We start from the raw sequence: 23,313 nt of genomic DNA on the forward strand, positions 1-23,313 counted from the left end.
GCAGCATCGTCTTCCGAGGACCGCCATGACCGAACCTGCCCGGCACGGACCGCTGACCGGCCTGCGCGTCGTCGAGATCGGCCATTTCGTCGCCGCGCCCTTCTGCACGCGCATCCTGGGCGATCTCGGCGCCGACGTCATCAAGATCGAGCCGCCGGAGGGCGACCCGGTGCGGCAGTGGGGAGAACAGATCGACGGCAACTCGCTGTGGTGGTCCATGCACGGCCGCAACAAGCGCTCGGTCACGCTCAACCTCAAGCAGCCGCGCGCCGCCGACATCGTGCTCAAGCTGGCCGAGACGGCCGACGTGGTGGTGGAGAATTTCCGCCCGGGACAACTCGCCCGGCTCGGGCTCGGCGACGACGTGCTGCGCCGCGCCCGCCCCGACCTGGTGATCGCGCACATCTCCGGCTATGGCCAGGACGGACCTTACCGAGACCGCGCCGCCTTCGGCGTCATCGGCGAGGCGATCGGCGGCCTGCGCCATCTCAGCGACCATGCGCCGGGCACCTCCGACCTGCCGCCGGTGCGGGTCGGGGTCAGCATCGGCGATTCGCTCGCCGGGCTCTACGCCGCCTTCGGCATCGTCTCGGCGGTGTGGCAGCGCGACCGGGTCGGCGGCGACCGCAAGGGCCGCACGGCCGACGTGGCACTGACGGAAGCGGTGCTGAGCATGATGGAAGGCATGCTGCCCGAATATGGCGCACTGGGAAAAATACGGCAGCCGACCGGCTCGCGCATCCCGACGGCAGCGCCCTCCAGCGCCTATCCGAGCGTCGACGGCCGGTGGATCCTGATCGCCGCCAACTCGGCGCCGCTGTTTTCCAGGCTCAGCACCCTGATCGGCCGGGCGGATCTGCCCGGCGACCCGAAGTTTGCCGACAACCGCTCGCGGGTGCAGAACGTCCAGGAACTCGACTCGATCATTGCGACCTGGACCCGGCAACTGCCTGTTGCCGACATCGAGCGCCGGCTGAACGAGGCCGACATCCCCTGCACGCAGGTCTATACGGCGGCCGAATGCGCCGCTGACCCGCAGTTCCTTCACCGCGGCATGGTGCGGACGGTGGAAGACAGGCTGTTCGGACAAGTCCTGCATGGCGGGGTGGTGCCGCACATCCCCGACGACCCCGGCGCGATCCGCTGGCCCGGACCGGCGATCGGCGAGCATACCGACGCGGTGCTCGGCGAAATCCTGCCGGCCGAGCAGATCTCGGTGCTGCGCAGGGAGGGCGTGATCTGATGGCTGAAGCAGCCGGGCAGTCTGTCGAGATCGTCGAGGTGGGGCCGCGCGACGGCTATCAGGGGATCGGGCCGTTCATTCCGACCGCGACCAAGATCGCCTTCCTCGAACGCCTGGCGGCGACGGGCCTTTGGCGGATCGAGATCGGCTCCTTCGTCAGCGCCACGGCCTTGCCGCAGCTGAGCGACACCGCCGAGGTTCTTGGCGCCTGCGCCGGGATCGCCGGCATCCGGCCGCAGGTGCTGGTGCCCAACGAGAAATACGGCCGGGCCGCGCTCGCCGCGGGATCGACCTTCCTGGCCTTCGTGCTGTCGGTTTCGGAGGCGCACAACCGCAGCAACGTGCGCCGGCATCTGCTGGAATCGGTGGAGGAATACCGCCGCCTGATCGCCGCCCTGCCGGACGGCATCGACGTGCGGCTGAACCTGGCGACCTCCTTCGACTGCCCGTTCGACGGCCGCGTCGCAGAAGCCGACGTGCTGGCACTGCTGGAGGAACTGGTGCCGATCCTGCCCGATGCGGAGATCTGCCTGTGCGACACGACCGGGCGCGCCTCGCCCGACCATGTCGAGCGCCTGGTCGCAGCGTGTCACGCACGGTTCCCGCAGGCGCGGCGCTGGGCGCTGCATGCGCACGATACCTACGGGCTCGGCCTGGCGAATGTCTATGCCGCCTGGAAACAGGGTATTCGCGTTTTCGACGCATCCTTCGGCGGGCTCGGCGGCTGCCCCTTCGCGCCGGGGGCGACCGGCAATGTCGCGACGGAGGATCTTGCCTGGATGTTCCGGCGCATGGGAGTGGCGACGGGCGTCGATCTCGACGCGCTGGTGCCGGTCGCCTGCGACGGCGCGGCCATACCCGGCGGGCTGCCGGGCGGGCGCGTCCGCCACGCGCTGACGGCTTCGGCGCGATAGAGCCGAGGCCAGACCGGCCTTCAGATGGCGACGACAAGCTTGCCGAAATGCCCGCCGGAGCGCAGGCGTTCATAGGCTTCGGCCGCCTCCTCAAAGGCATAGACCCGGTCGACCACGGGTCGCATGCCGTTCTGGCCGATCGCCCGGTTCATGGCCCGGAACATGTCGCAACTGCCGACGGTGATGCCGGTCAGGCGGATGCAGCGGCTGATGATCGCCCTAGGGTCGATCGCCGAGCCGCCGGCGACGAAGCCGATCGACACGATCGCGCCGCCGACGCGCACCGCGCGGAACGATTTCTCCAGCGTGCCGGGGCCACCGACCTCGATCACAAGGTCGGCGCCCACGCCGTCCGTCAGATCGAGGACGGCACGATCCCAGCCGGGCTCGGCCGTGTGATCGAGCACATGGTCGGCGCCCAGCGCTGCGAGCCGCTCACGCTTTTCGGCGCTGCCGGAGGTGTGGATCACCCGCGCGCCCATGAGCTTGGCGAATTGCAGCGCCATCACCGAGACGCCCCCGCTGCCCTGCAGCACCACCGTCTCGCCGGGCCGCAGGCGCGCGACTTCGGTCAGCGCGTTCCAGGCGGTCAGCGCCGCGCAGGGCAGCGTCGCCGCCTCCTCGAACGACAGGTGCTCCGGAACCGGAATAGCCGCATGCGCCGGCAGCACGACGTACTCGGCGAGCACGCCGTCGATCGAGCCGCCGAGCCCGCGCCTGCGCGCCGCAGCGGTGATCGGGCCGGAAATCCAGTCGGGATAGAAGGCGCCGGCGACGCGGTCGCCCACCGCGAGGCCGCCGACGCCTTCACCCAGCGCCATAACCTCGCCGGCGCCGTCCGAAAGCGGGATCAACGTATCCGGAATCCCTGATCCGTAGTGGCCGTCCGCAACCAGCAGGTCGCGATAATTGAGCGATGCCGCCCGCACGCGTACCAGCACCTCCCCACGCCCCGGCACCGGCTCGGGCAGATCGACGGGTTTCAAGTCCTTGCGGCCGGCTGATCCTGTCAGATGATATGCTCTCATCGCGGCCGCCTATCGCGCCAGGTAGCCGCCGTCGACCGCGATCTCGACGCCGGTGATGTATCTGGCCTCGTCGGAGGCGAGGAAGAGCACCGCGTTGGCGATGTCCTCGACCTCGCCGGTGCGCCCCATCGGGATGCCGTCGAGCATGCGCTGGCGCGTCGCCGGATCGGCCTTGGCCGTCGAGTTGCGCATCGGCGGCATGACGCCCGGCATCACCACGTTCACGCGGATGTCGTCGCGGGCGAACATCACCGCCGCCGTCTTCGACATGCCGAGCACCGCGCCTTTCGAGGCGCCGTAGCCGAGATGCAGTCCCATGCCGACCTTGGCGGAGATGGAGGAGATGTTGACGATCGCGCCGCCGCCCGTCCCGCGCATGTGCGGCACGGCGGACTTGATGCCGAGGAACGGCCCCTTGCCGTTGATGTCGGCCTGCCGCTCCCAGGCGGTGTCGTCGAAGATCTCGGTGGTTCCGGGGCCGATGCCGGCATTGTTGACGAGGATGTCGAGGCGACCGAAGGCGGTGACGACCGCCTGGACGACCTCAGCCCACTGGCGCCCATCGGTGACGTCCAGCGTCCGGAAGATGGCGGCGTCGCCGAGCGAACGCGCGATCGCCCTGCCCTCCTCCTCCAGGCGATCGGCGACGCACACCTTCGCGCCCTCCTCGATGAACCGTTTTGCGGTTGCCGCCCCCAGCCCCGAGGCCGCCCCCGTGATAATCGCAACCTTGCCGGCCAAACGCATGCGCAGTCTCCGTTCGTGTTGATCGGCTGTGCCGGCCGCGTCAGGGACGCAGCACGATCTTGCCGAAATGCCGGTTGGCGCGCATGTGCTCATGCGCAGCGACGGCCTCGGCGAGGGGGAAGCTGCGGTCGATCGGCAAAGACAGATTGCCGGCCGATACGGCCTCCCAGAGATCAGCCTTCATGCGCTCGACGATGGCGCGGACCTCTGCGAGCGCGCGCGTGCGGAAGGTGACGCCAACATAGGCGAGCCGTTTCGCCGCGTGCAGGTCGAAATCGAACTCGGCTCTTGCCCCGCCGAGCCGCCCGACATTGACGATGCGGCCGAGCACGGCAGCGGCCTTCATCACCGAATCGATGCTGGGCCCGGAAACCATGTCGATCGCGACGTTCGCACCCTTGCCGCCCGTCGCGGCGAGCAGAAGCTCCGGCCAGGCCGGATCAGCTGGATCGAGCGTCAGGGTCGCGCCGAACGGCTTCAGCCTCTCGCGCTTGGCGGCATCGCCCGATGTGGCGGCAATGACGGAGGCGCCGCGCAGCCGCGCGATCTGCATGGCCATCAGGCCGACCGCCGAGCTCGCGCCATGGACGAGCACAGCGTCGCCCTCGGCAAGGCGCCCCTGGGTGACCACCGCGTCATGCGCCGTCATCAAAGCGAGCGGCAGCACCGCCGCCTGCTCGAAGCCGAGCTCCTCCAGCCGGATGGTGCGGCCCATGTCGGCGACGGCGTAGTCGGCATAACCGCCGCCGCCCGAGCACATCACGCGATCGCCGACTTGCAGGCCCTTCACGGCCTTGCCGAGTTCGACGATCTCGCCGGCCCATTCCATGCCGATCGGTTTTCCCAGCGCCTCCTTGGTCGCGACGCCTGCCCCCTTGGCTGCATTGAGGTCGGCGCGGTTCATGCCTGCGGCGGCGACCTTGACCAGCACCTGCTCGTCGCCGGGAGCCGGCCTCGGCACCTCCCGGATGGCCAGCCCCGCCTCCGTGGCGACCCCGGCCTGCATGGTTGCACTCATCGTCCGGCTCCTCGAAATGCGATCAGAATGGTATCTTGGAATCCTTGGTCGGATTGGCTGCAGGCGGTCAATGCATGTGCAGGCCGCCATTGACATCGATGGTGGTGCCGGTGACGAAGGCGGCGCCGGCCGAGGCCAGATAGGACGCGGCTGCCGCAATTTCCTCCGGCAGACCGATGCGGCCGAGCGGCAGTGCGTCGAGCTTGTTGTATTTCTGGCCGTCGGCCGGCCTGCCGGTCGCCTGAGCCAGCATCGGCGTCTCGATCGGACCCGGCGCGATCGCGTTGACGGTGACGCCGATCGGCCCGAGGTCGCGCGCCGCCGACTTGGTCAGCCCGAGCACGGCCGCCTTGGACGCCGAATAGGCAACGCCGGATTGCAGGCCGCCCATCTGTCCGGCGGCCGAGGAGACCGTGATGATGCGGCCATGCTCGACCGGCCGGGCACGGCGCCGCCGCGCCATCTCGCGCATGCACAGGAACGTGCCGCGGCCATTGATCCGGTTCACCCAGTCCCAGTCGTCCACCGTCGATTCGGCAAGGCCTATCCCGGTGGCGGTGCCGCCGGCGCCGAGCACGCCGGCGAAATGCGCCAGCACGGCGATCGGGCCGAGCTCGGCCTCAACCTTGTCGAACGCCGCGATGACGGCCTGCTCATCGCTGACATCGAGCGCGACGCCGACATGTCCGGAGCCCGGCAGCCCGGCAGCGGCCTTGCGCGACGCCTCGCCGTCCAGGTCGGCGACGATCAGCGTCATGCCATCCTCCGCGAATTTCTTCGCCGTCGCTAGGCCGAGCCCGCCCGTGCCGCCGGTGACCAGTGCGATCCTCATCGATGCAAACTCCATGCAGCAATTGCCAAATATCCCGTGCCGGCACCTGCCGGCATCACCTTCACGGCTCAGGCTCAGGCGGCGCTGTCCTGCGGCTCGATGGTCCGTTCCCAAGCCTCGACCAAATGCTCGGCGATGAAGACGGACGAGGTCTGGCCGCCGTCGACTGCAAGCACCTGGCCGGTGACGAATACCGCTTCGTCACTGGCAAGGAAGGCGACCGCGGCGGCGACGTCCTCGGGCCGGCCGACATGGCCGAGCGGCATGGTGCCGACGATCGTCGCCTGGAACCGGGCGGTGGCGAGCCGCCCCTCGGTCTGCGGCGTTGCGATGATGCCCGGCGCCACGGCGTTGACGCGGATGCCTTGCGGTCCGTATTCCGCCGCCATGTGGCGGGTAAGGCCGATCACGCCGGCCTTGGCTGCCGAATAGGCGGCCCAGCGGCGGTAGCCGGACAGGCCGATCGAGGAGGCGATGTTGACGATGGTCCCCTTGGTCAGGCGCAGCTCGGGCAGGACGTCGCGCGACAGCCGGAAGGTCGTGCGCAGGTTCACGTTGAGCTGGAAGTCGTAGATCTCGTCCGTGGTCTCATGCGCCGGCGGCGCGTTGCCGACGCCGACATTGTTGACGAGCACGGCGACTGAGCCGAACTCCTGCTTGCAACGGCCGATGATCGCCGCCGGCGCGTCGTCGGCCGTGGCGTCGGCGACCAGCGTGGCGATCCGCTCGCCGGACAAGGTCGCCAGCGTGTCGGCGTTCCTGTCGACGGCGAGCACCAGCGCGCCCTCGCGGTGCAGCCTTTCGGCGATGGCGCGGCCGATGCCCTGGCCGGCGCCGGTGACGATGGCCGCGCGGCCGCTCAGACCCTGCATCAGACCCTGCCCGCCGTCCACTCGGCCGAATAGTCCTTGCCTATCTGCACGACCTGCTGGTCGAACATCAGGATGCGGGTGGCCTCCATGTCGAGGAACTTGCGCTCATCCTCGATCATCTCGTTCTGGAAATAGGGCAGCGCATGCATCTCCTTGCGCGCCTCGAGGCTCTCGAACCAGGATTCCGAAAAGCCGTCATAGTCGAGCGGGCCGACATTCGGCCAGCCGCTGCTCGGCACCATATGATGCTGGACGTAGCGCTTGATGTATTTGGACAGGATCGGGTCGTTGGCAATCAGCGGGCCGTGCACCTCGCGCCAGTGGCGTGAGAACTCCTCGCGCGAGAGGCCAGGCTTGCGTTTGTAGAAGCCGAGCGTGATCAGCATCTTTCTTCCCCAGCATACGGCGGCGGACCGGAGCGCGGTCGCGGCGATCGAATGCGGGCACGGTGACGCAGCACTGCCACGGGCTCTATCCCTGCCGCGAGGGACGTGCAGGCGGAATTCGCGGAGCGTAGGTATCTGTCGCAGAAGCGAGGCAGGTCGCGTCGTCTGTCTATACGAACCGCGGCCGGCACTCCCCGCAGGAGCGCCGGTCAGGATTGGAGGAGTCGCGACGGCCGGTCAGGCCTGTTCGAGCCAGACCTTCTGCAGATCGATCTGGAAGGTCTGGTGAACGCCGTAGTTCTTGACCTTCGGATTCATGTGGCTGAAGAGCTTCTGCCAGTATGGCTGGATGATCACCCCGGAGTCCTGCAGGATGGTCTCCAGATCCTTCATGACTTCCCGCCGCTTCTCCGGATCGCTGATGGAAAGCGCCTCCTTCAGCTTGGCATCGAAGGTCGCGTCGGAATAGGCGCTCTCGTTCCATGCCTCGCCGGTGCGGTAGCCGAGCGCCAAGATCTGCACGCCGAGCGGGCGCATGTACCAGATCGTCATCGAGTACGGGTACTTCGTCCAGTCGTTCCAAAAGGTCGAGCCCGGCAGCACGGTGCGCTTCACCTTGATGCCGGCGTCGCGGAGCTGCGCGGCGATGGCGTCGCCGGTGTTCTTCTGCCAGTCGTCCTCGATGGTGATGAGCTCGTGCTCGAAATCGGCCTGTCCGGCCTCCTCCATGAGCTTCCTGGCGCCCGCCGCGTCGCGTGTCTTCTTGGGCAGAGGATAATATTCGGGGTGGATCGGGCTGACGTGATGGTTCTCACCGACATCGCCGCGACCGTTGTAGCCGAGTTGCAGAACGACGGCGTTGTCGACGGCCATCTGCAGCGCGTTGCGGACCCGCTTGTCGTCATAGGGCGTGTGCGTGACATTCGTGCGCGCCACCAGAGTGGTTGCCGTGGCGACCTCGGACTTGGCCAGCCCGATATTGTCGAGGATGTCGATGAAGTCCGCCGGCGTTTCGAAGTTGATGTCGATCTCGCCGGACTCGAAGGCGTTGACCGTCGCCGAAAAGTCCGTACCGTAGTCGATGAACTCGACGGAATCGAGCAGCGCCTCGCCGCCCCACCACTTGCCGTTCTCGCGGCGCTTGACGACGGCCTTCGAACCGGTGTCGTAGGACACCAGCTCGAACGCTCCCGTGCCGATCGGCTTGCCGACAGGGTCGTCGCCCGCGAAGCTGCGATGCACCACCAGGGCCGGATAGTCCGTGAAGTTCGGGATGAGCGAGATATCCGGCGCGTTCAGCGTCAGCTTGACCGTGTGATCGTCGACCTTCGTGATCGCGCCGTCCTTCGCCTTGCCGGTGGCCTCGTCGATCAGCGCGCCGACGCGCGCGGCCATGGAGTTGCCGGAGACGCCCTTCTCGCACCAGCGGGCGAGATTGAAGATGACGTCGTCGGCATTGAAGGCATCGCCGTTGGTCCATGTGACGTCCTTGCGGACATGCAGGACGTATTCCGTCGCGTCGTCGTTGACTTCCCAGCTTTCGAGCAGGACCGGCTCGAAGGTGAACTCGCGGGTGTAGCGGACGAGCGGCTCCAGCCATGTACGCGATATGTTGGCCAGTTCGACCCAGTCGTAGGTTCGCGGGTCCTTCTGACCCTTGACGGCCATGGCGACGCGCAGCCTGCCGCCCTTCGTGCCTTCCTGCGCGAGCGCCCTGGAGGGGGCCGCAAGTCCGATCATGCCGTAGGCCAGCGCCGTCGATGCACCCATCGCGCTCGCCAAAGCGAGGAATTCGCGCCGGTCCATGCCGCCGGCCCGGACATCCGCGGCCATCTTTTCGATCGCCGGCGAAACCCGGTCGCCGTTGCTTTTGAAGAAAAGCATCTACTCCTCCTATTATCGTTACGTTGCTCTTGTCTGCTCTTTTTTCGAGAGTGGTTCCCTACACTCTCAGCGTGAAACGGATGCCGTCATAGACAGCGGCGTGGATGTTGCGCGAGGCGACCGCATCGCCGATGCGGAACAGAACGAAGCCGCCATCCCTGTTGCGCGGCGGAAAGATGTCGCCGCCCGTCACCAGGCGCTCGTAGTCGACGGCGCCGCGGTTTTTCGAGAGCGGCTTCAGCGCATGGTAGAGATCGTCATTGGCCTGCGTGCCATGCTCGACCACCACCTGGTCGACACGCCGCTCCTCGCACCAGCCGTCGGCAAAATCGGAACACAACACCGCCACGAGCTGGTTGCCTTCGCGCCGCACCGATCTCAGCCTGGTGTTGATGGTGACGCGCACGCCCTTTTCGTGGAAGGCCCTGACATAGGGCACATGGTTCATGCCGCCCATCTCGGGCGCGAAGAAGCGTTCCGGCGAGACGAGCTCGAGACGCGAACCGGCATTGGCGACGATCTCCGCCGCCGTCATGCCCTGATGGCCGCCATTGTCGTCGTAGAGCAGCACGTTGTCCGCCGGCTTCACGGCACCGGACACGATGTCCCAACTGGAGATCACGAGATCGTCGCCCGCCTCCAGCGGCGGATTTTGCGGCAGCCCGCCGGTGGCAACGACCACCACATCGGGCTCCAGGCCCAGCACGTCGTCGGCTTCCGCCCAGATATTGTATCGGACCTCGGCGCCCAGCCGTTCCAGCTCGGAAAGCCGCCAGTCGACGATACCGATCAGCTCCCTGCGGCGCGGATTGTGGGCGGCGAGCCGCACCTGGCCGCCGGCCTTCTCGGCCGCCTCCAGCACGGTGACGGCGTGGCCCCTCGCGGCGGCGACACGCGCCGCCTCAAGCCCGGCCGGACCGGCGCCGACCACCACCACCTTCCGCGGCGCGTCGGCCGCCCTGCCGATCACATGCGGGATCGTCGCCTCGCGGCCGGTGGCGGCATTGTGGATGCACAACGCCTCGCCGCCCTCGTAGATGCGGTCGAGGCAGTAGGTGGCGCCGACGCAGGGCCTTATCTCGTGCTCGCGCCCTTCCATCACCTTGCGCAGGATGTGCGGATCGGCGATGTGGGCGCGCGTCATGCCGACCATGTCGAGCTTTCCGCTGGCGATGGCGTGGCGGGCCGTCGCCACGTCCTGGATACGGGCGGCATGGAACACCGGGAACTTCGTCGCCGCCCTCACCTCGCCGGCGAAGTCGAGATGCGGCGCCGAGCGCATGCCGGTGATCGGGATCACCTTGGTGAGCGCCGCATCGGTCTCGATGGTGCCGCGGATGACGTTGAGGAAATCGACCTTGCCCGACGAGGCCAGGCGGCGGGCGATCTCGACGCCCTCCTCCTTCGACAGGCCGGCGGAAAAATCCTCGTCGGCGACCATGCGGATGCCGACGATGAAATCCGGCCCGACCGCCTTGCGCACGGCGTCGAGCACGAGGTTGGTGAAGCGCAGCCGGTTGTCGAGCGAGCCGCCGAAATCGTCGTCGCGACGATTGGTGGCGGGCGACCAGAACCCGTCCATCAGATGGCCGTAGGACTCGAACTCGATGCCGTCGAGACCGGCCTCCTTCATTCGCTGCGCGGCCGAGGCGTAGTCCGCGACGATGCGCTCGATGTCCCACTCCTCGGCCTGCTTCGGGAAGGCGCGATGCGCCGGCTCGCGCACCGGCGAGGCCGAGAGCACCGGCAGCCAGTCGGCCTTGTTCCAGCCGGTGCGGCGGCCGAGATGGGTGAGCTGGATCATCACCTTGCAGTCGTGCTCGTGGCAGGCGCCGGCCAACTCGGCGAGCCATGGCACGATCTCGTCACGATAGGCCTGCAGGTTGCCGAAGGCGGCCGGGCTGTCGCGCGACACGATCGCCGAGCCGGCGGTCATGGTCAGCGCCATTCCGCCCCTCGCCTTCTCGGCATGATAGAGCCGGTAGCGCTCCTTCGGCAGGCCGTCCTCGGAATAGGCCGGCTCGTGACTGGTCGACATGACCCGGTTCTTGAGCCGCAGGTGCCTGAGCTGGAAGGGCTGAAGCAGCGGGTCCTTCGCCGCCAACGCACTCGGCGCCGCGTTCACGCGCCATGCTCCAGCGTTTCAGGGGACCGATCCATTCCTTCCTTCGTCGTCCGCTCTAGTTCACCGTGTCCGGCAATCGCTCCTCACGTCGCGCGATGAAGTCGGCGAGCCCTTCGGCGATACCCTCGTCCAGTTTCGGCTCCTCATAGTCGGCAAGCATGGCACGCGCCTTCTCGCGTCCGCGCGTGTCATGATCCCTGGCTCCTTCGGCGTTCCACTGCTCGAAGGAATTGAAGTCCATGAGGGACGGCATGAAGAAGGCCGACTCGAAATGCTCGAGCGTGTGCTGGGTGCCGAGGAAATGGCCGGCCGGGCCGACCTCCCGAATGGCCGCCAGCGCGTCCTTGAAGTCGTCGAAGGAAAGCCCGCCCGCATATTTGTACCATCCGACCAGCTGCTCGCAGTCGGTGGCGAATTTCGAATAGCCGCAGGTCAGGCCGGCTTCCAGCCATCCCGCCGAATGCCAGATGTAGTTGGCGCCTGCCAGAATGGCCGCATGCATCAGCATGTTGGCCTCGTAGCCGGCCTGGGCGTCGTTCAGCTTCGACCCGACATGGAAACCCGACGTGCGCCAGGGAAGCCGGTATTTCCGCGCCAGCGCACCCATCAGGTACATCATCTGCGCGGCCTCCGGCGTGCCTCCCATAGGAGCGCCGGTCTTCATGTCGACGGTCACCATGAACTGCCCGTAGATCTGCGGCGAGCCCGGCCGGAGGAGTTGCGTGAACGCCACGCCGGCCAGCGCCTCGGCGTTGACCTGGGCCACCGCGCCGACGGCGGACGCCGAAGTCGAGGCGCCGCAAAGGGCGAAGGGCGCCAGGATCAGCGGCTGGTTGTGGCGCGCATAGACCTTCATCGCATCCAGCATCGTCGCATCCCACACCAGGGGCGAGTTGCAGTTGGTGATGGAGACGAGGACCGGATTGTCGCGCACGAACTCCTGACCGAAGACGATGCCGGCCATCTCCATCGTGTCTTCCGCCCGCTCGCGGGACGTGACGATGCCCATGAACGGCTTGTCGGAGTGCTTCAGCGCCGAATGGATGATGTGCAGGTGCCGCTTCGGCACCGGAATATCCATGGGCTCGCAGATGATCGAACTCGAGGAATGCAGCGCCGGCGCCATGTAGGCCAGCTTGTGGAAGTTATTGAGGTCCGCGAGCGTACCGTAGCGGCGGTTGTTGTCGAGGTCGCGCACATAGGGCGCGCCGTACATCGGCACGAAAATCGAGTTGTCGCCGCCGACCTGGACCGTGCGGTCGGGGTTACGGGCGTTGAGCGTGAATTCGGCCGGCACCTTGGCGACCAGTTCCATGAGCAACGCACGGTCGATGCGCACGCGGGTGTCGGTGACGTCGGCGCCGGCGCGCTTCCACATGGCGATCGCCTCGTCGTCACGGAACTCGCATCCCACCTCTTCGAGGATGGCAAGCGACGCCTCGTGGATCAGCTCGACGGCTTCGTCCGGCACGATGTCGTAGACGGGTATCTTGCGCACAAGCGTCGGGAACGAGGGGATCGGCGCGCTGCGCATGGCCTTGCGGCCGAGACGCCCGCCGCCACGGCGGTGGGCTACAAGCTGTTCCGAGGTCCGGACGGCATCCGCTACGGTCATTGTTCCGCACTCCCTTGCCCGTAAGGAGAACGCCTCGCAAGCTCGGATTCAAGCGAATAAGCGACCAGCTTCGCTTGAGCTCAGCTCAATCGTCAAGGGAGAGCAGCCAGTCGCGCAGCACGGTAGCCTGACGGCTCAGCGGCCGGCGGGCGCTCCAGGTGACGAAGTAGGACCGCGGCGCCGCGATCTCGGCGTCGGTGAGCTGCACCAGATCGCCGGACTCGAGCAGCGGCGTGACTAGGCTGGCCCAGCCCAGCACGGCGCCATGGCCGCTGCGCGCCGCCTGCAGCGCGATCACGTGGCTGTTGAAGCGGCGCACGTTGAGGCGCCGATCCGGACAGCCGACCTCGCGGAAGAAGTCGGCCCAGGTCGTCCAGTCCCAATCTATGCCTTCGACGGAAAGCAGTTGCAGCTTGGAAAGGTCCTCGATCGTCGCGACCGGATGTGTGCGCGCGAAACCGGGGCTCGCCACCGGGAAGATGCGGTCGTCATAAAGCTTTGCCGACAGCTCGTCCGGCCAATCGCCGCTGCCGTAGCGAAGCCTGAGATCGATGTCGGGACGATCCAGGCCACGCGGCTGATCGGAGATGACGTGGTCGACGACGATGTCCTGGTGACTGCTCCAGAATGCGCTCATGCGCGGCATGAGCCAGAGATGAGCCATCGCCATGGTGCATCCGATGGTGACGTTCGGCTGCCCCCCGGCGGCCTTCACCTGCAGGAAGGTGGAGGAGATCCGCTCGAAGCCTTCGCGCAGCGCCGCGGCTATCGTCTCGCCCTCGCGCGTCATTTCGAGCGCCCGGTGGCGGCGCACGAACAGCGGATTGCCGAGTTCCTCCTCCAGCATCCGGACCTGCTTGGAAATCGCGCCCGGCGTCACGTTGAGCTCGTCGGCAGCCTTGGTGAGGCTGAGGTATCTGGCTGCTGCCTCGAACGCAGCAAGGGCGTTCAACGACGGAAGGCTATAGTATCGGCGAACCATGCTGATGCTACCCCGGCCGCATGCCGCGGCTCAATGTTGGAACGAACATTCGCCGCAGCCTCGTTTGCCTGTGGCTCAACCGCCGGGGAATTTCGTTCATGTTGACTATTAGCCTCGTTTGCCGGTCGATGTGCAACCGCCGTCTTCCCTCGCGGAGATGGATCCGCCGCAGGTACCGAAACGCGTCCGCATCAAAGGTGCGGCGCTCCGAGGGAGGGGGCAGTGTCCCAACGGGGTTTCAAACGACTTTTCGAACCGGTGGCGTTGCGGGGAAAGACGCTCCGCAACCGCATCGTCTTCGGCGCTCACACGGCGAACATGGCGGTGGAGGGCGTGCCTACGGAGCGGCATGTCGGCTACTACGCCGAACGCGCGATCGGCGGCGCGGCCATGGTGGTGGTGGAACCGATGCCCGTGCACGCCGCCGCCGTGCTGACCCGCGGCAACTTTCGCCCTGGCGATGACAGCGTGATCCCCCACTTCCGCAAGGTGACCGAAGCGATCCGCGGCAACGGCGCCGTGGCGATCCAGCAGCTCTACCATGTCGGGCAGCACGCCGACGCAGACAACTCCTTCCACGCCGGCTGGTCGCCATCCGGCCTGCCGAGCTACCACGACTCCGACGGCTCGCACCGCATGACCGAGACTGAAATCGAGGACACGATCGACGGCTTCGTCCAGGCGGCACGCCGCTGTCGCGCGGCCGGCTTCGACGGCGTCGAAGTGTGGGCGGCCTATCATTCGATGCTCGACCAGTTCTGGACGCCCTGGTCGAACCGCCGCGCCGATCGCTGGGGCGGCAGCCTCGAAAACCGCACGCGCATGAGCCGCGAGGTGATGAGCCGTATCCGACGGGAATGCGGCGAGGACTTCATCGTCGGCCTCGCCGTCAATGATGAGCCGGACGTCGAGGTGGCGCTGAAGCGGGAGGCGCTGTCCGAGATCGTCGAGCGGCACGACCGCGACCACCTGATGGACTACGTCACCTGCGGCTCCGGCAGCTACTTCGACTTCTACAAGATCATGCCGACCTTCGTTTACCCGGAAAAACTCGGCACCGAGCTCGCGGCCGTGCTGAAGTCCACTGTCCGCCACGCTCTGGTCACGGCCGAAAGCCATATCCGCACGCCCGAAAACGCCGAGGGCGTGCTGAGCGAGGGCCGCGCCGACCTGGTCTCGATCGTGCGCGGGCAGATCGCCGACCCGCATCTCGCCAACAAGGCTGCCACCGGACGCGCCGACGACATCCGCGGCTGCCTGTCTTGCAACCAGATGTGCTGGGGGCGCCGCTCGCGCGACTACTGGATCAGTTGCGTCATCAATCCGTCGGCCGGACGCGAATTCGAATGGGGAGGCGACCGCTTCACGCCGGCCGAACGGCCCAAGCGCGTGTTCGTCGTCGGCGGCGGGCCGGCCGGGCTGGAAGCGGCGCGCGTCGCGGCGGAACGCGGGCACCATGTGGTGCTGGCGGAAGCCTCGGATCGTCTGGGCGGGCAGTTCCGCCTGGCAGGCCTGCAGCCGCGCCGGGCGCAGATCCTCGACCTCATCGATTGGTATCAACGGCAACTCGGCCAGTTGCAGGTCGAGGTGCGCTACGGGCACTATGTCGAAGCCGACGACGTTGAGCGCGAAAATGCCGAGCACGTCATCATTGCCACGGGGTCCCAGCCGCCCGACGGCGCGTTCCAACGGGCGTTGCCGCAGTTCGACGGCATTCCGGGTGGAGGACCTGCCCTGTCCGCGGAAGCGGTGATGGCGCGCGAGGCTAGGCCAGGCAAGCGGGTCATCGTGCTCGACGACGGCGGCAACTGGAAGGGATGCGGCACGGCCTGGAAGCTTGCCGAGGATGGTCACGAGGTCACGATCGTCACGCCGGATGCCCTGGTGGGCAAGGAGTTGCAGCGGATGGCCGTCGACCTGCCGCTGCGCCGCGCGCTCGCCCGCCTCGGCGTCCGCTTCCTGACCGAAAGCGCAGTGATCAACTGGAACGGCGAGTTGGCGACGATTGCTTCTCTGCTCGATGGCCGCGAGCAGCAATGCGAAGCGGACGCGCTGGTCTATGCCGCCACCAACGTCGCGGACGACGCTCTCGCGCGCGGACTGGAGGAACGCGGCGTCTCCTTCGCCGCGATCGGCGACTGCACGGCCGCGCGCCAGGCGGCATTCGCGATCCATGACGGACGCAAGATCGCGCTGGCACTATAGGAGCGCCCGGCGAGCAAAGGGTTCGGCGCAGGCCTGCGCCAGCCGCCGGGCAACAACGTGATCAGTTCCACAGCAACAGCGGCTCCTTCTCCTTCGTCGTCACCGAGAAATGGGCCGGTCCGACCTCACGGAAGAAGCGGGAGAACATCTCGATGAACAGCCGGACGAAGAGCGGCTTCGAATTGCCGTAGGGGTCGAGGATGATGACGGACGGCGGCGGCAGTTCGTCGAGGATGGGGCGGCGTACGATCGCCGATCCGTCGGCCGTGGCGCGGCCGATCGGCCGCATGTTGAGGATGGACATGCCGAAGCCGGAGGCGACCGCCGAGCGGACCGTCTCGTAGGACCGGGTGTGGAAACGGACTTCCGGCCGCTTCGCCAGGATATCGAAGAGCGTCAGCAGGTAGGTCGCGGTCTGCGGCATGTCGAGCAGGACGAACGGGCGCGTGGCGATGTCGGCGAGCCATACCGCATCCCTGGCGGCCAACGGGTCGTCGGCATGCAGCAGCGCATGCGCCGGCACCTTGCAGATCTTCGTCATCGTGCCGGTCGTGATCGAGCCGATGTCGTAAAGGACGGCGAGATCGATGATGCCCTCGGACAACCATGACTGCAGCTGCACCTGGTCGCCTTCGAGCAGGTCGATCTCCACGTCGCCGACATGGTCGACATACCGGCGCAACATCTCCGGCATGAACAGCGCGCCGAAAGGCTCGAAGCAGCCGATGCGCAGCACCTTGGGGACGCGTTCCGAGAGGTCGCCGATGGCGCGGTCGAACTCGGTCGCTGCCGACAGCATGATCCGCGCGGCGCTGATGAAGCGTTCGCCGGACGGCGTTATCTGCACGCCGCGCGCCGGGCGCCGCTCGAAGATGCGTGCGCCCATCTCGCCCTCGGCGAGGGCGATGGCGGCAAGGATGGAGGATTGCGAAATATGGAGCGCCTTCGACGCGGCCTGAACGCTGCCGAGGCTCGCGACCTCGCAGACGTAGCGAAGCTGGCGGATGCTGAGATTCATTTTTCCCTGACGCCTCCACGGAATGTAAAAACTTACGCAACAGAATACATTTTGTGAACTGGCGATGCCGGTCCAATCTGCTCCTCAAGCTCGCCGCCAGATGCGGGCCGCCTAATCCGCAAGGGGAACATCAGCATGCCAAGACGCGACCCGCTCACCGGGGCGGCGGAACTTTGCCGCATGGGCGCTGCCGATCTGGCCGCTGCCTTCCGCAGCGGCGCGGTTTCACCCGTCGAGGCGGCGGAGGCAGTGCTCGATCGCGCCGAAGCGATCAACCCCGAGCTCAATGCGTTCACGCTGATCGATCGTGCCGGAGCGCTTGCTGCCGCCGCCGCTTCCGAAAGGCGCTGGAAGGACGGCGCGCCGCTGTCAGACGTCGACGGCGTTCCGACCACGCTGAAGGACATCGTCTGGGTCGAGGGCTGGAGCGTGCGCTACGGCAGCACCACGACGTCCAACGCCCCCTGCCAGGCGGACGCGCCTTCGGTCGCCCTGCTCCGGAAGGCAGGGGCGGTGTTCATCGGCCAGACCACGACGCCGGAATTCGGCTGGAAGGCGATCACCGACAGCGCGCTGTTCGGCGTGACCCGCAATCCCTGGAATCCGGAAAAGACGCCGGGGGGCTCCTCCGGCGGCGCGGCAGTCGCGGCCGCGGTCGGGGCCGGCGTGTTCCATCTCGGCACGGACGGAGGCGGGTCCATCCGCATCCCCGCATCCTTCACCGGCATCGTCGGCCACAAGCCGACCTTCGGGCGTGTGGCCGCATATCCCGCGAGCCCGTTCGGCACGGTCGCCCATATCGGCCCGATGACGCGCAGCACGGCGGACGCGGCGGCCATGCTGAAGGCGATGTCCGGCCGCGACCTGCGGGACTGGGCGCAAGGTGAGGGCGTCCTGACGCCGCTTGACGACGAAGCTGGCTTCAGCCTCGCGGGCAAGCGCGTCGGCTACTGGTCGCAGCCGGCATCGGGTACCGTGGATCCCGAAATCGCGCGCATCGTCGAGGCCGGAGTGGCGCGCCTGGCCGCCGCCGGCGCGATCGTCGAGCCGGTCACGCTGCCGGCGGAGAATCTGCTCGACCTCTTCCACCATCACTGGTTCACGGGCGCCGCGGCAAGGGTCGCGGGCATTGCCGAGCAGGCAAGGGCGGCGGTCGATCTGGGCCTCCTGGAGACGGCGCGCGCGGGGTCGGCCTTCACCTCCACCCAGCTCGTCCAGGCGCAGATACGGCGCGGCGAGTTCGGCGCGGCGATGGACAAGATGCTCGGGGAATTCGACTTCCTGGTTTCTCCAGCCACCGCCTTGCCGGCTTTCGACGCGGGGCTCGAACTGCCGAAGGACAGCGGCTTCAAGCGCTGGACCGAGTGGGCGGGCTTCAGCTATCCGATCAATCTCAGCCAGCAGCCGGCCTGCGTCATTCCTTGCGGCCTGACGGCCGCGGGACTTCCCGTCGGATTCCAGATCGTCGGAGCGCGGGGGGCGGACGCCCGCGTGCTGTCGGCCGCCGCCAGCCTGGAGGCGATCTTCACCGGATAAGCATCGAACACCGCAAAAGGAAAACGACCAAGCACAAGGGGAAGGCGATATGTTGAACAGACGTGCAATGCTTCACGGGTTTGTGGGAGCGGGCGCCGCCGGCGGCGCCCTGCTCGCCGACATGAACAGGACCGCCAAGGCGCAGGAGGGCGAGCCGGTCCATGTCGGGTCGGCGCTGCCGATGTCCGGCTTCGCCGCCGCGGACGGCATCGAATTCAAGAACGGGCTCGAGCTGGCCGCCGCGGAGATCAACGCCGCGGGCGGCATCCTCGGCCGGCCGATCGAGCTTCATATCGAAGACACGAAGGACCAGGGCGCCGACCTGGTCTCGCAAGCCATGCAGCGCCTGGTCGACCGCTACAACACGCCGGCGATCATCAACGGCTACAATCTCGGCACCAACATGATCGAGATGGATGTCGCGGCCGACAACGACATCATCATGATGCACTACAACACGCTGATCTCGCACAACGAGAAGTTCAAGACCGATCCCGAACGCTATTACGGCTCGTTCCAGGGTGATCCGCCGGAGTTCTGGTACGGACCGGGCTGCCTGAACTTCCTGAAGACGCTGTCGGAAGGCGGCAAGTGGACGGCGCCCAACAAGAAGATCGCCATCATCCCGTCGGCCAACGAGTATTCGATCGTCATCGCCAACGCGATCCGCGACAAGGCGGCGGAGTACGGCTTCGAGGTGAGCCTGTTCGAGACGGTCCCGTTCCCGACCAACCAGTGGGGCCCGACGCTGGCCAAGCTCAGGCAGGACCCGCCGGCGGCCATCATCGTCACCCACTTCCTGCCGCAGGACCTCGCGCAGTTCATGGTGCAGTTCCTGACGCAGCCGATCAACAGCCTGGTCTACATGCAGTACGGGCCGTCGCTGCCGGCCTTCCGCGAGATCGGCGGCGCAAGCATCAACGGCGTCATCTACTCGACGGTGATAGGCTGCCTGCCGGACGAATTCTCCAAGGCCTACCGGGAGTCCTACCGCGCGAAGTTCGGTCCGAACTCGGCCTACATCACCGGTTCGCAGACCTATGACGGCCTGTGGATGTGGGCGATCGCGGCAGCCATCGCCGGCGACCCGGGCGAGCCCTTCGACAAGGAGCAGGTCGGCAAGGTGGCGGCGGTCATGCGCCGCAACGTCTATCGCGGCGTCAACGGCACCTATCGCGCGGATCCGGCAGGCCAGTCGGCCTATTGCTACCCGACGCAGGTCGCCGATCCGTCGCTGGGCATGCCGCACCAGTTCCTGCAGCACCAGGACCACACCACCGATCCGAAGCTGATTGCGCCGGCTCTCTACGCGACCGACGCGTTCCTGCTGCCGCCGTGGATCAAATAGGGCGATGCTGAACGACCGTCGGCCGGGCAGCCGGCCGATGGTCGCCTCGGAAGGAGCGGGATCATGACGGACGACACCGCAACGCTGCTCGAATGCGACAATGTCGTCAAGCGCTTCGGCTCGCTTGCAGCGGTCGACGGCATGTCGCTGACCGTCCGCCAGGGCGAGGTGGTCGGCATCGGCGGCCCCAACGGGGCCGGCAAGACGACCTTCTTCGACGTCGTCACCGGGGTGACGCCGGCGACGGACGGAAGGATCGTCTTCGACGGGCACGACATCGCCGGCCTCGGCGCCGACCGCATCTGCCAGCTGGGGATTGCCCGCACCTTCCAGCTCAACGCCGCCTTTGAAAGCTTGACGGTGCGCGAGAACATCGACATCGCCGCCTATTTCGGCAGGAGCCGGCGGGCGATACCCGGCATCCGGCTGGGCAAGGACGTGCGCGAGCAGACCGACGAAGCGCTCGCCTTTGTCGGCCTTGCGGACAAGGCCGATGCGGCTGTCGGCCAGCTGCCGGTGCTCGACCGCAAGCTGCTGATGATCGCCGGGGCGATCGCGACAAAGCCCAAGCTGCTCTTCCTCGACGAGCCGGTCGGCGGCCTGAACACGACCGAGATCGACCACATCATCGGCCTTGTCGAGCGGCTCAAGGCCGACGGGCTCACCGTCGTGCTGATCGAGCACGTCATGCGCTTCCTGCTCGCGCTTTCGAGCCGCGTGCTGATCATGCATCACGGCAAGAAGATATTCGAAGGCCTGCCGACCGAGGTGGCGGAAGATCCGGTCGTCGTCGAGACCTATCTCGGCGAGGCCACACGCAAGCGCCTCAAAAGCTTCTTCGCCGACGGCGAGGTGGGCGCATGACGCTCTCGGAAAAACCTCCCGTCCTCAGCCTTTCCAACATCGTCTCCGGCTACCGCGAGCTCACCGTGCTCAAGGGCATCTCCTTCGATGTCGCGGCCGGAGCCTTCGTCACCGTCGTCGGCCCGAACGGCCACGGCAAGTCGACGCTGCTGAAGACGATCTCGGGCCTGGTGCCGCTCAAGCAGGGCTCGATCGGCATCAATGGCAGCCCGGCGCCCGGCCAGCCGCACGCCATCGCGGCGCTTGGCGTCGCGCATGTGCCGCAGGGCGACATGCTCTTTCCCGAGATGAGCGTGCTGGAGAACCTGCTGATGGGCGCCTATCTGGCGCCCTCCAGGGCCGAGATCGACCGCCGGCTGGATGAGGTCTACACGCTGCTGCCGAAGCTGGCGGACCGGCGGCACCAGATCGCGTCGTCGCTCTCGGGCGGCGAGCGCCGCATGGCCGGCATCGGGCGCGGCCTGATGATGGGCGGAGAGATCCTGCTGATCGACGAGCCCTCACTGGGGCTCGCGCCACTCGTCATCGAGCAGGTCTACGGGGTCATCGCCGAACTATCGAGGAGCGGGCGCACCATCCTGCTGGTCGAGGAGAACCCGGCGCGCGTCGCCGACCTCGCCGATCACCTGCACCTGCTCGACGATGGCGAGATCGTCTGGTCCGGCCCTCCGGCCGAACTCCTGGCGCGCGACGAGCTGCTCGCAACCTATCTCGGAGGCTGACCCATGCTCGACATCCTGACGTCGATCATCATCGCCGGCCTCACGACAGGCGCTCTCTATGCCCTGGCGACCGTCGGCCTGTCGCTGGTGTGGGGTTCGATGGGCATGCTCAACATGGCGCACGCGGCCATGCTGACGCTGGGCGGCTATGCCGCCTTCTCGCTTTCCTCGGCACTCGGCCTTCCCGCGGTCGTCGGCTTTGCCGGGGCGGTGCTGGCCGGCGCGATCGCCGGCGGACTGCTCTACGTCTTCATCGTCCGCAACCTGCTGAACAACGACAAGGCGACCTTCGAGTCGAACGTCATGATCGCGACAGTCGGTATCGGCATAGCGCTCGAGAACGCGATCCTGCTCACCTTTGGCGGCCAGCCGCTGAAGCAGCCCATCTCCGCGACGGGGTCGCTGATCATCGGACCCGTCAACCTGCCCTACCAGAACATGCTGATCGTGATCGTCGTCATCGCCCTGATGGCGCTGGTCGCGCTGCTGCTTGCCAGGACGCGCATCGGCCGGGCGATCCGCGCCACCGCGCAGAACCGCGAGGCGGCGCAGCTCATGGGCGTTGCCGTCAACCGCGTCTATTTCCAGGTGCTGGTGCTGTCCGGAGCGCTCGCCGGCGTCTGCGGCGTGATGGTCAGCTCGATGACGCAGCTCTCGCCGCCGCTCGGCAACGACCCGATGCTGAAAGCCTTCATCATGTGCGTCGTCGCCGGGCTGGGCAACCTTCCGGGCGCGGTGGCCGCCGCCTTCGGTCTGGCGCTGCTGGAGGCCTTCGTCCAGTACGCGGCGGGCGCGCGCTGGGGCTTCCCGTCGCTTCTCTTCGTCGTCATCGCGGTCCTGATCTGGCGGCCGGCCGGGCTGTTCGGCCGCGCCCAGATCCGGCGCATGTGAGGTGCAGCCATGACGACGTCTCTCCGACCGATGAGCGTCTCCGGCTCCGCCAGGCTCGATCTGCTCGTCAGCCTCGCCCTCGTCGGCGCGGCGGTGGCGCTGCCCTTCATGGTCGACAGCCGCTACGTGCTCGGCCAGGTGGTGCTGGCGCTGTTCTATGCCACCATCGCATCGCAGTGGAACCTGCTGTTCGGCTTCTCCGGCATCTTCTCGCTGGCGCAGATGGCGATCTTCGCCTTCGGCGGCTACGCGACCGCGATGATCTGCTTCTATTTCGGCTGGAACGTCTGGGCGGCGCTCTTTCCCGGAGCGCTCGCCGCGGTCGTCTTCTCGCTGATCGTCGGCCTCGCCTGCCTCAGGTTGACCGGCGTCTACGTGGCATTGCTGACGCTGGCGATCGCCCAGACCATGTACCTGCTGATCGTCACCGATACCGAATGCTTCGTCATGGTCGGTTCGATCTGCCGGCAGCTCACCGGCGGCGCGGTAGGCTTCGCGCGCTTCGGCGATCTCGGCACCCGCGAGTTCCTGAAGGGGCAATGGCTGGTCGGCAACTACGCAATCGTCGCCACGCTGTTCGCGGTGACGATGATCGCCACCTACATCATCGTCAAAAGCCCGATCGGCCTTGCCTTCAAGGCGCTCAAGGACAATCCCGGCTACGCCGTCGCGCGCGGCGTCAACCGCTTCCAGGCACAGCTTCTGGTGTTCGGCATCTCGGCCTTCTTCACCGGCCTGGCCGGCGGCTTCTACGCAGCGCATTTCCAGGCGATCGGGCCGGGCATCCTGTCGATGTCGCAGCTCATGTTCATCATCGCCATCGCCGTGGTCGGCGGCGTCGGCACGTTCTGGGGACCGCTCGTCGGCACGATCGTGCTGGTCGCCGCCGACGAGCTCATGCGCGAGGCCGGCGAGTTCCGCACGCTCGGCCTCGGCCTCATCATTGCGCTGTCCATCGTGCTCATGCCGAAGGGACTGGTCGGCCGGTTGGGCGATCTCGTGCGCTGGTTGCGTCGCCGCTCGGGCGCAGCAGGCCGGTCCAAGCTGCGGGAAAGTACGGCCACGGCCGGAGAGTGAGGAGGC

General features: G+C 67.2%; 20 protein-coding genes. 9 read left to right on the forward strand and 11 right to left on the reverse strand.

The genetic code is table 11. The annotated features are described in order from the left end of the window. The first annotated feature begins 25 nt into the window (after positions 1-25). Positions 26-1,243 carry a CaiB/BaiF CoA transferase family protein gene (locus tag C7I84_RS02770; RefSeq protein WP_106770626.1) on the forward strand — a complete coding sequence of 406 codons (1,218 nt, stop codon included), beginning with the start codon at positions 26-28 and terminating at the stop codon, positions 1,241-1,243. Then, positions 1,243-2,157 carry a hydroxymethylglutaryl-CoA lyase gene (locus C7I84_RS02775; protein WP_106770627.1) on the forward strand — a complete coding sequence of 305 codons (915 nt, stop codon included), beginning with the start codon at positions 1,243-1,245 and terminating at the stop codon, positions 2,155-2,157. Before C7I84_RS02770 ends, C7I84_RS02775 begins: the two co-directional genes overlap by 1 nt. Positions 2,158-2,177: 20 nt before the next feature. Here the strand turns inward: C7I84_RS02775 and C7I84_RS02780 are convergent, their stop codons facing one another. The 10 genes from C7I84_RS02780 to C7I84_RS02825 all read right to left on the reverse strand — a co-directional run bounded on the left by C7I84_RS02780 (position 2,178) and on the right by C7I84_RS02825 (position 13,616). Then, positions 2,178-3,185, reverse strand: coding sequence for a zinc-dependent alcohol dehydrogenase family protein (locus C7I84_RS02780; RefSeq protein WP_106770628.1), 1,008 nt, complete (start codon positions 3,183-3,185; stop codon positions 2,178-2,180). Positions 3,186-3,194: 9 nt separating this feature from the next. Continuing rightward, on the reverse strand, positions 3,195-3,932 hold the full coding sequence (locus C7I84_RS02785) for an SDR family NAD(P)-dependent oxidoreductase (protein ID WP_106770629.1): 738 nt from the start codon (positions 3,930-3,932) through the stop codon (positions 3,195-3,197). 40 nt (positions 3,933-3,972) lie between these two features. After that, positions 3,973-4,938, reverse strand: a complete 966-nt coding sequence (locus C7I84_RS02790) for a zinc-binding dehydrogenase (protein WP_106770630.1) — start codon at positions 4,936-4,938, stop codon at positions 3,973-3,975. 79 nt (positions 4,939-5,017) lie between these two features. After that, positions 5,018-5,782, reverse strand: coding sequence for an SDR family NAD(P)-dependent oxidoreductase (locus C7I84_RS02795; protein ID WP_165815960.1), 765 nt, complete (start codon positions 5,780-5,782; stop codon positions 5,018-5,020). A gap of 74 nt (positions 5,783-5,856) precedes the next feature. Further along, on the reverse strand, positions 5,857-6,654 hold the full coding sequence (locus tag C7I84_RS02800; RefSeq protein ID WP_245428291.1) for an SDR family NAD(P)-dependent oxidoreductase: 798 nt from the start codon (positions 6,652-6,654) through the stop codon (positions 5,857-5,859). Further along, a complete protein-coding gene (locus C7I84_RS02805) occupies positions 6,654-7,040 on the reverse strand; it encodes an EthD domain-containing protein (protein WP_106770632.1) in 387 nt (128 codons plus the stop codon). Before C7I84_RS02805 ends, C7I84_RS02800 begins: the two co-directional genes overlap by 1 nt. Before the next feature lie 237 nt (positions 7,041-7,277). Further along, on the reverse strand, positions 7,278-8,924 hold the full coding sequence (locus C7I84_RS02810; RefSeq protein ID WP_106770633.1) for an ABC transporter substrate-binding protein: 1,647 nt from the start codon (positions 8,922-8,924) through the stop codon (positions 7,278-7,280). Positions 8,925-8,982: 58 nt separating this feature from the next. Beyond that, entirely contained in the window at positions 8,983-11,028 is a 2,046-nt protein-coding gene (locus C7I84_RS02815; RefSeq protein ID WP_106770634.1) for an NADH:flavin oxidoreductase, read from the reverse strand. 76 nt (positions 11,029-11,104) lie between these two features. Continuing rightward, a complete protein-coding gene (locus tag C7I84_RS02820) occupies positions 11,105-12,664 on the reverse strand; it encodes a trimethylamine methyltransferase family protein (protein WP_106770635.1) in 1,560 nt (519 codons plus the stop codon). A gap of 85 nt (positions 12,665-12,749) precedes the next feature. Beyond that, a complete protein-coding gene (locus C7I84_RS02825) occupies positions 12,750-13,616 on the reverse strand; it encodes a LysR substrate-binding domain-containing protein (protein ID WP_165815961.1) in 867 nt (288 codons plus the stop codon). A 252-nt stretch (positions 13,617-13,868) separates the two neighbouring features. Between C7I84_RS02825 and C7I84_RS02830 the strand changes: the two genes are divergently transcribed. Next, complete coding sequence (locus tag C7I84_RS02830) at positions 13,869-15,851, forward strand: oxidoreductase (RefSeq protein WP_106770637.1); 1,983 nt, start codon at positions 13,869-13,871, stop codon at positions 15,849-15,851. A 61-nt stretch (positions 15,852-15,912) separates the two neighbouring features. On the opposite strand, the gene C7I84_RS02835 is transcribed toward C7I84_RS02830, so the two are convergent. Then, positions 15,913-16,869, reverse strand: coding sequence for a LysR family transcriptional regulator (locus tag C7I84_RS02835; protein WP_106770638.1), 957 nt, complete (start codon positions 16,867-16,869; stop codon positions 15,913-15,915). A 135-nt stretch (positions 16,870-17,004) separates the two neighbouring features. Between C7I84_RS02835 and C7I84_RS02840 the strand changes: the two genes are divergently transcribed. From C7I84_RS02840 to C7I84_RS02865, 6 genes are all read left to right on the forward strand, one after another. Next, positions 17,005-18,405 (forward strand): amidase, encoded by a 1,401-nt coding sequence (locus C7I84_RS02840; RefSeq protein ID WP_207770955.1) that lies wholly within the window; start codon positions 17,005-17,007, stop codon positions 18,403-18,405. Positions 18,406-18,472: 67 nt separating this feature from the next. After that, positions 18,473-19,753 (forward strand): ABC transporter substrate-binding protein, encoded by a 1,281-nt coding sequence (locus C7I84_RS02845; protein WP_245428292.1) that lies wholly within the window; start codon positions 18,473-18,475, stop codon positions 19,751-19,753. A 63-nt stretch (positions 19,754-19,816) separates the two neighbouring features. Further along, positions 19,817-20,617 carry an ABC transporter ATP-binding protein gene (locus C7I84_RS02850; protein WP_106770641.1) on the forward strand — a complete coding sequence of 267 codons (801 nt, stop codon included), beginning with the start codon at positions 19,817-19,819 and terminating at the stop codon, positions 20,615-20,617. Next, on the forward strand, positions 20,614-21,339 hold the full coding sequence (locus tag C7I84_RS02855) for an ABC transporter ATP-binding protein (protein ID WP_106770642.1): 726 nt from the start codon (positions 20,614-20,616) through the stop codon (positions 21,337-21,339). Before C7I84_RS02850 ends, C7I84_RS02855 begins: the two co-directional genes overlap by 4 nt. A gap of 3 nt (positions 21,340-21,342) precedes the next feature. Further along, a complete protein-coding gene (locus tag C7I84_RS02860) occupies positions 21,343-22,230 on the forward strand; it encodes a branched-chain amino acid ABC transporter permease (RefSeq protein ID WP_106770643.1) in 888 nt (295 codons plus the stop codon). Positions 22,231-22,239: 9 nt separating this feature from the next. Then, the gene (locus C7I84_RS02865; RefSeq protein ID WP_106770644.1) at positions 22,240-23,307 is read left to right on the forward strand and encodes a branched-chain amino acid ABC transporter permease; all 1,068 of its coding nucleotides are present in this window, start codon (positions 22,240-22,242) and stop codon (positions 23,305-23,307) included. The last annotated feature ends 6 nt before the right edge of the window (positions 23,308-23,313 follow it).

Source organism: Kumtagia ephedrae (assembly GCF_003012745.1).
GTDB classification, from domain to species: Bacteria; Pseudomonadota; Alphaproteobacteria; order Rhizobiales; family Rhizobiaceae; genus Kumtagia; species Kumtagia ephedrae.

What these genes read in the sequence shown, in the direction of transcription:
- C7I84_RS02770 (WP_106770626.1), top strand. Translation starts at nt 26, where the DNA reads ATGACCGAACCTGCCCGGCACGGACCGCTGACCGGCCTGCGCGTCGTC.
- C7I84_RS02775 (WP_106770627.1), top strand. Translation starts at nt 1,243, where the DNA reads ATGGCTGAAGCAGCCGGGCAGTCTGTCGAGATCGTCGAGGTGGGGCCG.
- C7I84_RS02780 (WP_106770628.1), bottom strand. Translation starts at nt 3,185, where the DNA reads ATGAGAGCATATCATCTGACAGGATCAGCCGGCCGCAAGGACTTGAAA.
- C7I84_RS02785 (WP_106770629.1), bottom strand. Translation starts at nt 3,932, where the DNA reads ATGCGTTTGGCCGGCAAGGTTGCGATTATCACGGGGGCGGCCTCGGGG.
- C7I84_RS02790 (WP_106770630.1), bottom strand. Translation starts at nt 4,938, where the DNA reads ATGCAGGCCGGGGTCGCCACGGAGGCGGGGCTGGCCATCCGGGAGGTG.
- C7I84_RS02795 (WP_165815960.1), bottom strand. Translation starts at nt 5,782, where the DNA reads ATGAGGATCGCACTGGTCACCGGCGGCACGGGCGGGCTCGGCCTAGCG.
- C7I84_RS02800 (WP_245428291.1), bottom strand. Translation starts at nt 6,654, where the DNA reads ATGCAGGGTCTGAGCGGCCGCGCGGCCATCGTCACCGGCGCCGGCCAG.
- C7I84_RS02805 (WP_106770632.1), bottom strand. Translation starts at nt 7,040, where the DNA reads ATGCTGATCACGCTCGGCTTCTACAAACGCAAGCCTGGCCTCTCGCGC.
- C7I84_RS02810 (WP_106770633.1), bottom strand. Translation starts at nt 8,924, where the DNA reads ATGCTTTTCTTCAAAAGCAACGGCGACCGGGTTTCGCCGGCGATCGAA.
- C7I84_RS02820 (WP_106770635.1), bottom strand. Translation starts at nt 12,664, where the DNA reads ATGACCGTAGCGGATGCCGTCCGGACCTCGGAACAGCTTGTAGCCCAC.
- C7I84_RS02835 (WP_106770638.1), bottom strand. Translation starts at nt 16,869, where the DNA reads ATGAATCTCAGCATCCGCCAGCTTCGCTACGTCTGCGAGGTCGCGAGC.
- C7I84_RS02840 (WP_207770955.1), top strand. Translation starts at nt 17,005, where the DNA reads ATGCCAAGACGCGACCCGCTCACCGGGGCGGCGGAACTTTGCCGCATG.
- C7I84_RS02845 (WP_245428292.1), top strand. Translation starts at nt 18,473, where the DNA reads ATGCTTCACGGGTTTGTGGGAGCGGGCGCCGCCGGCGGCGCCCTGCTC.
- C7I84_RS02850 (WP_106770641.1), top strand. Translation starts at nt 19,817, where the DNA reads ATGACGGACGACACCGCAACGCTGCTCGAATGCGACAATGTCGTCAAG.
- C7I84_RS02855 (WP_106770642.1), top strand. Translation starts at nt 20,614, where the DNA reads ATGACGCTCTCGGAAAAACCTCCCGTCCTCAGCCTTTCCAACATCGTC.
- C7I84_RS02860 (WP_106770643.1), top strand. Translation starts at nt 21,343, where the DNA reads ATGCTCGACATCCTGACGTCGATCATCATCGCCGGCCTCACGACAGGC.
- C7I84_RS02865 (WP_106770644.1), top strand. Translation starts at nt 22,240, where the DNA reads ATGACGACGTCTCTCCGACCGATGAGCGTCTCCGGCTCCGCCAGGCTC.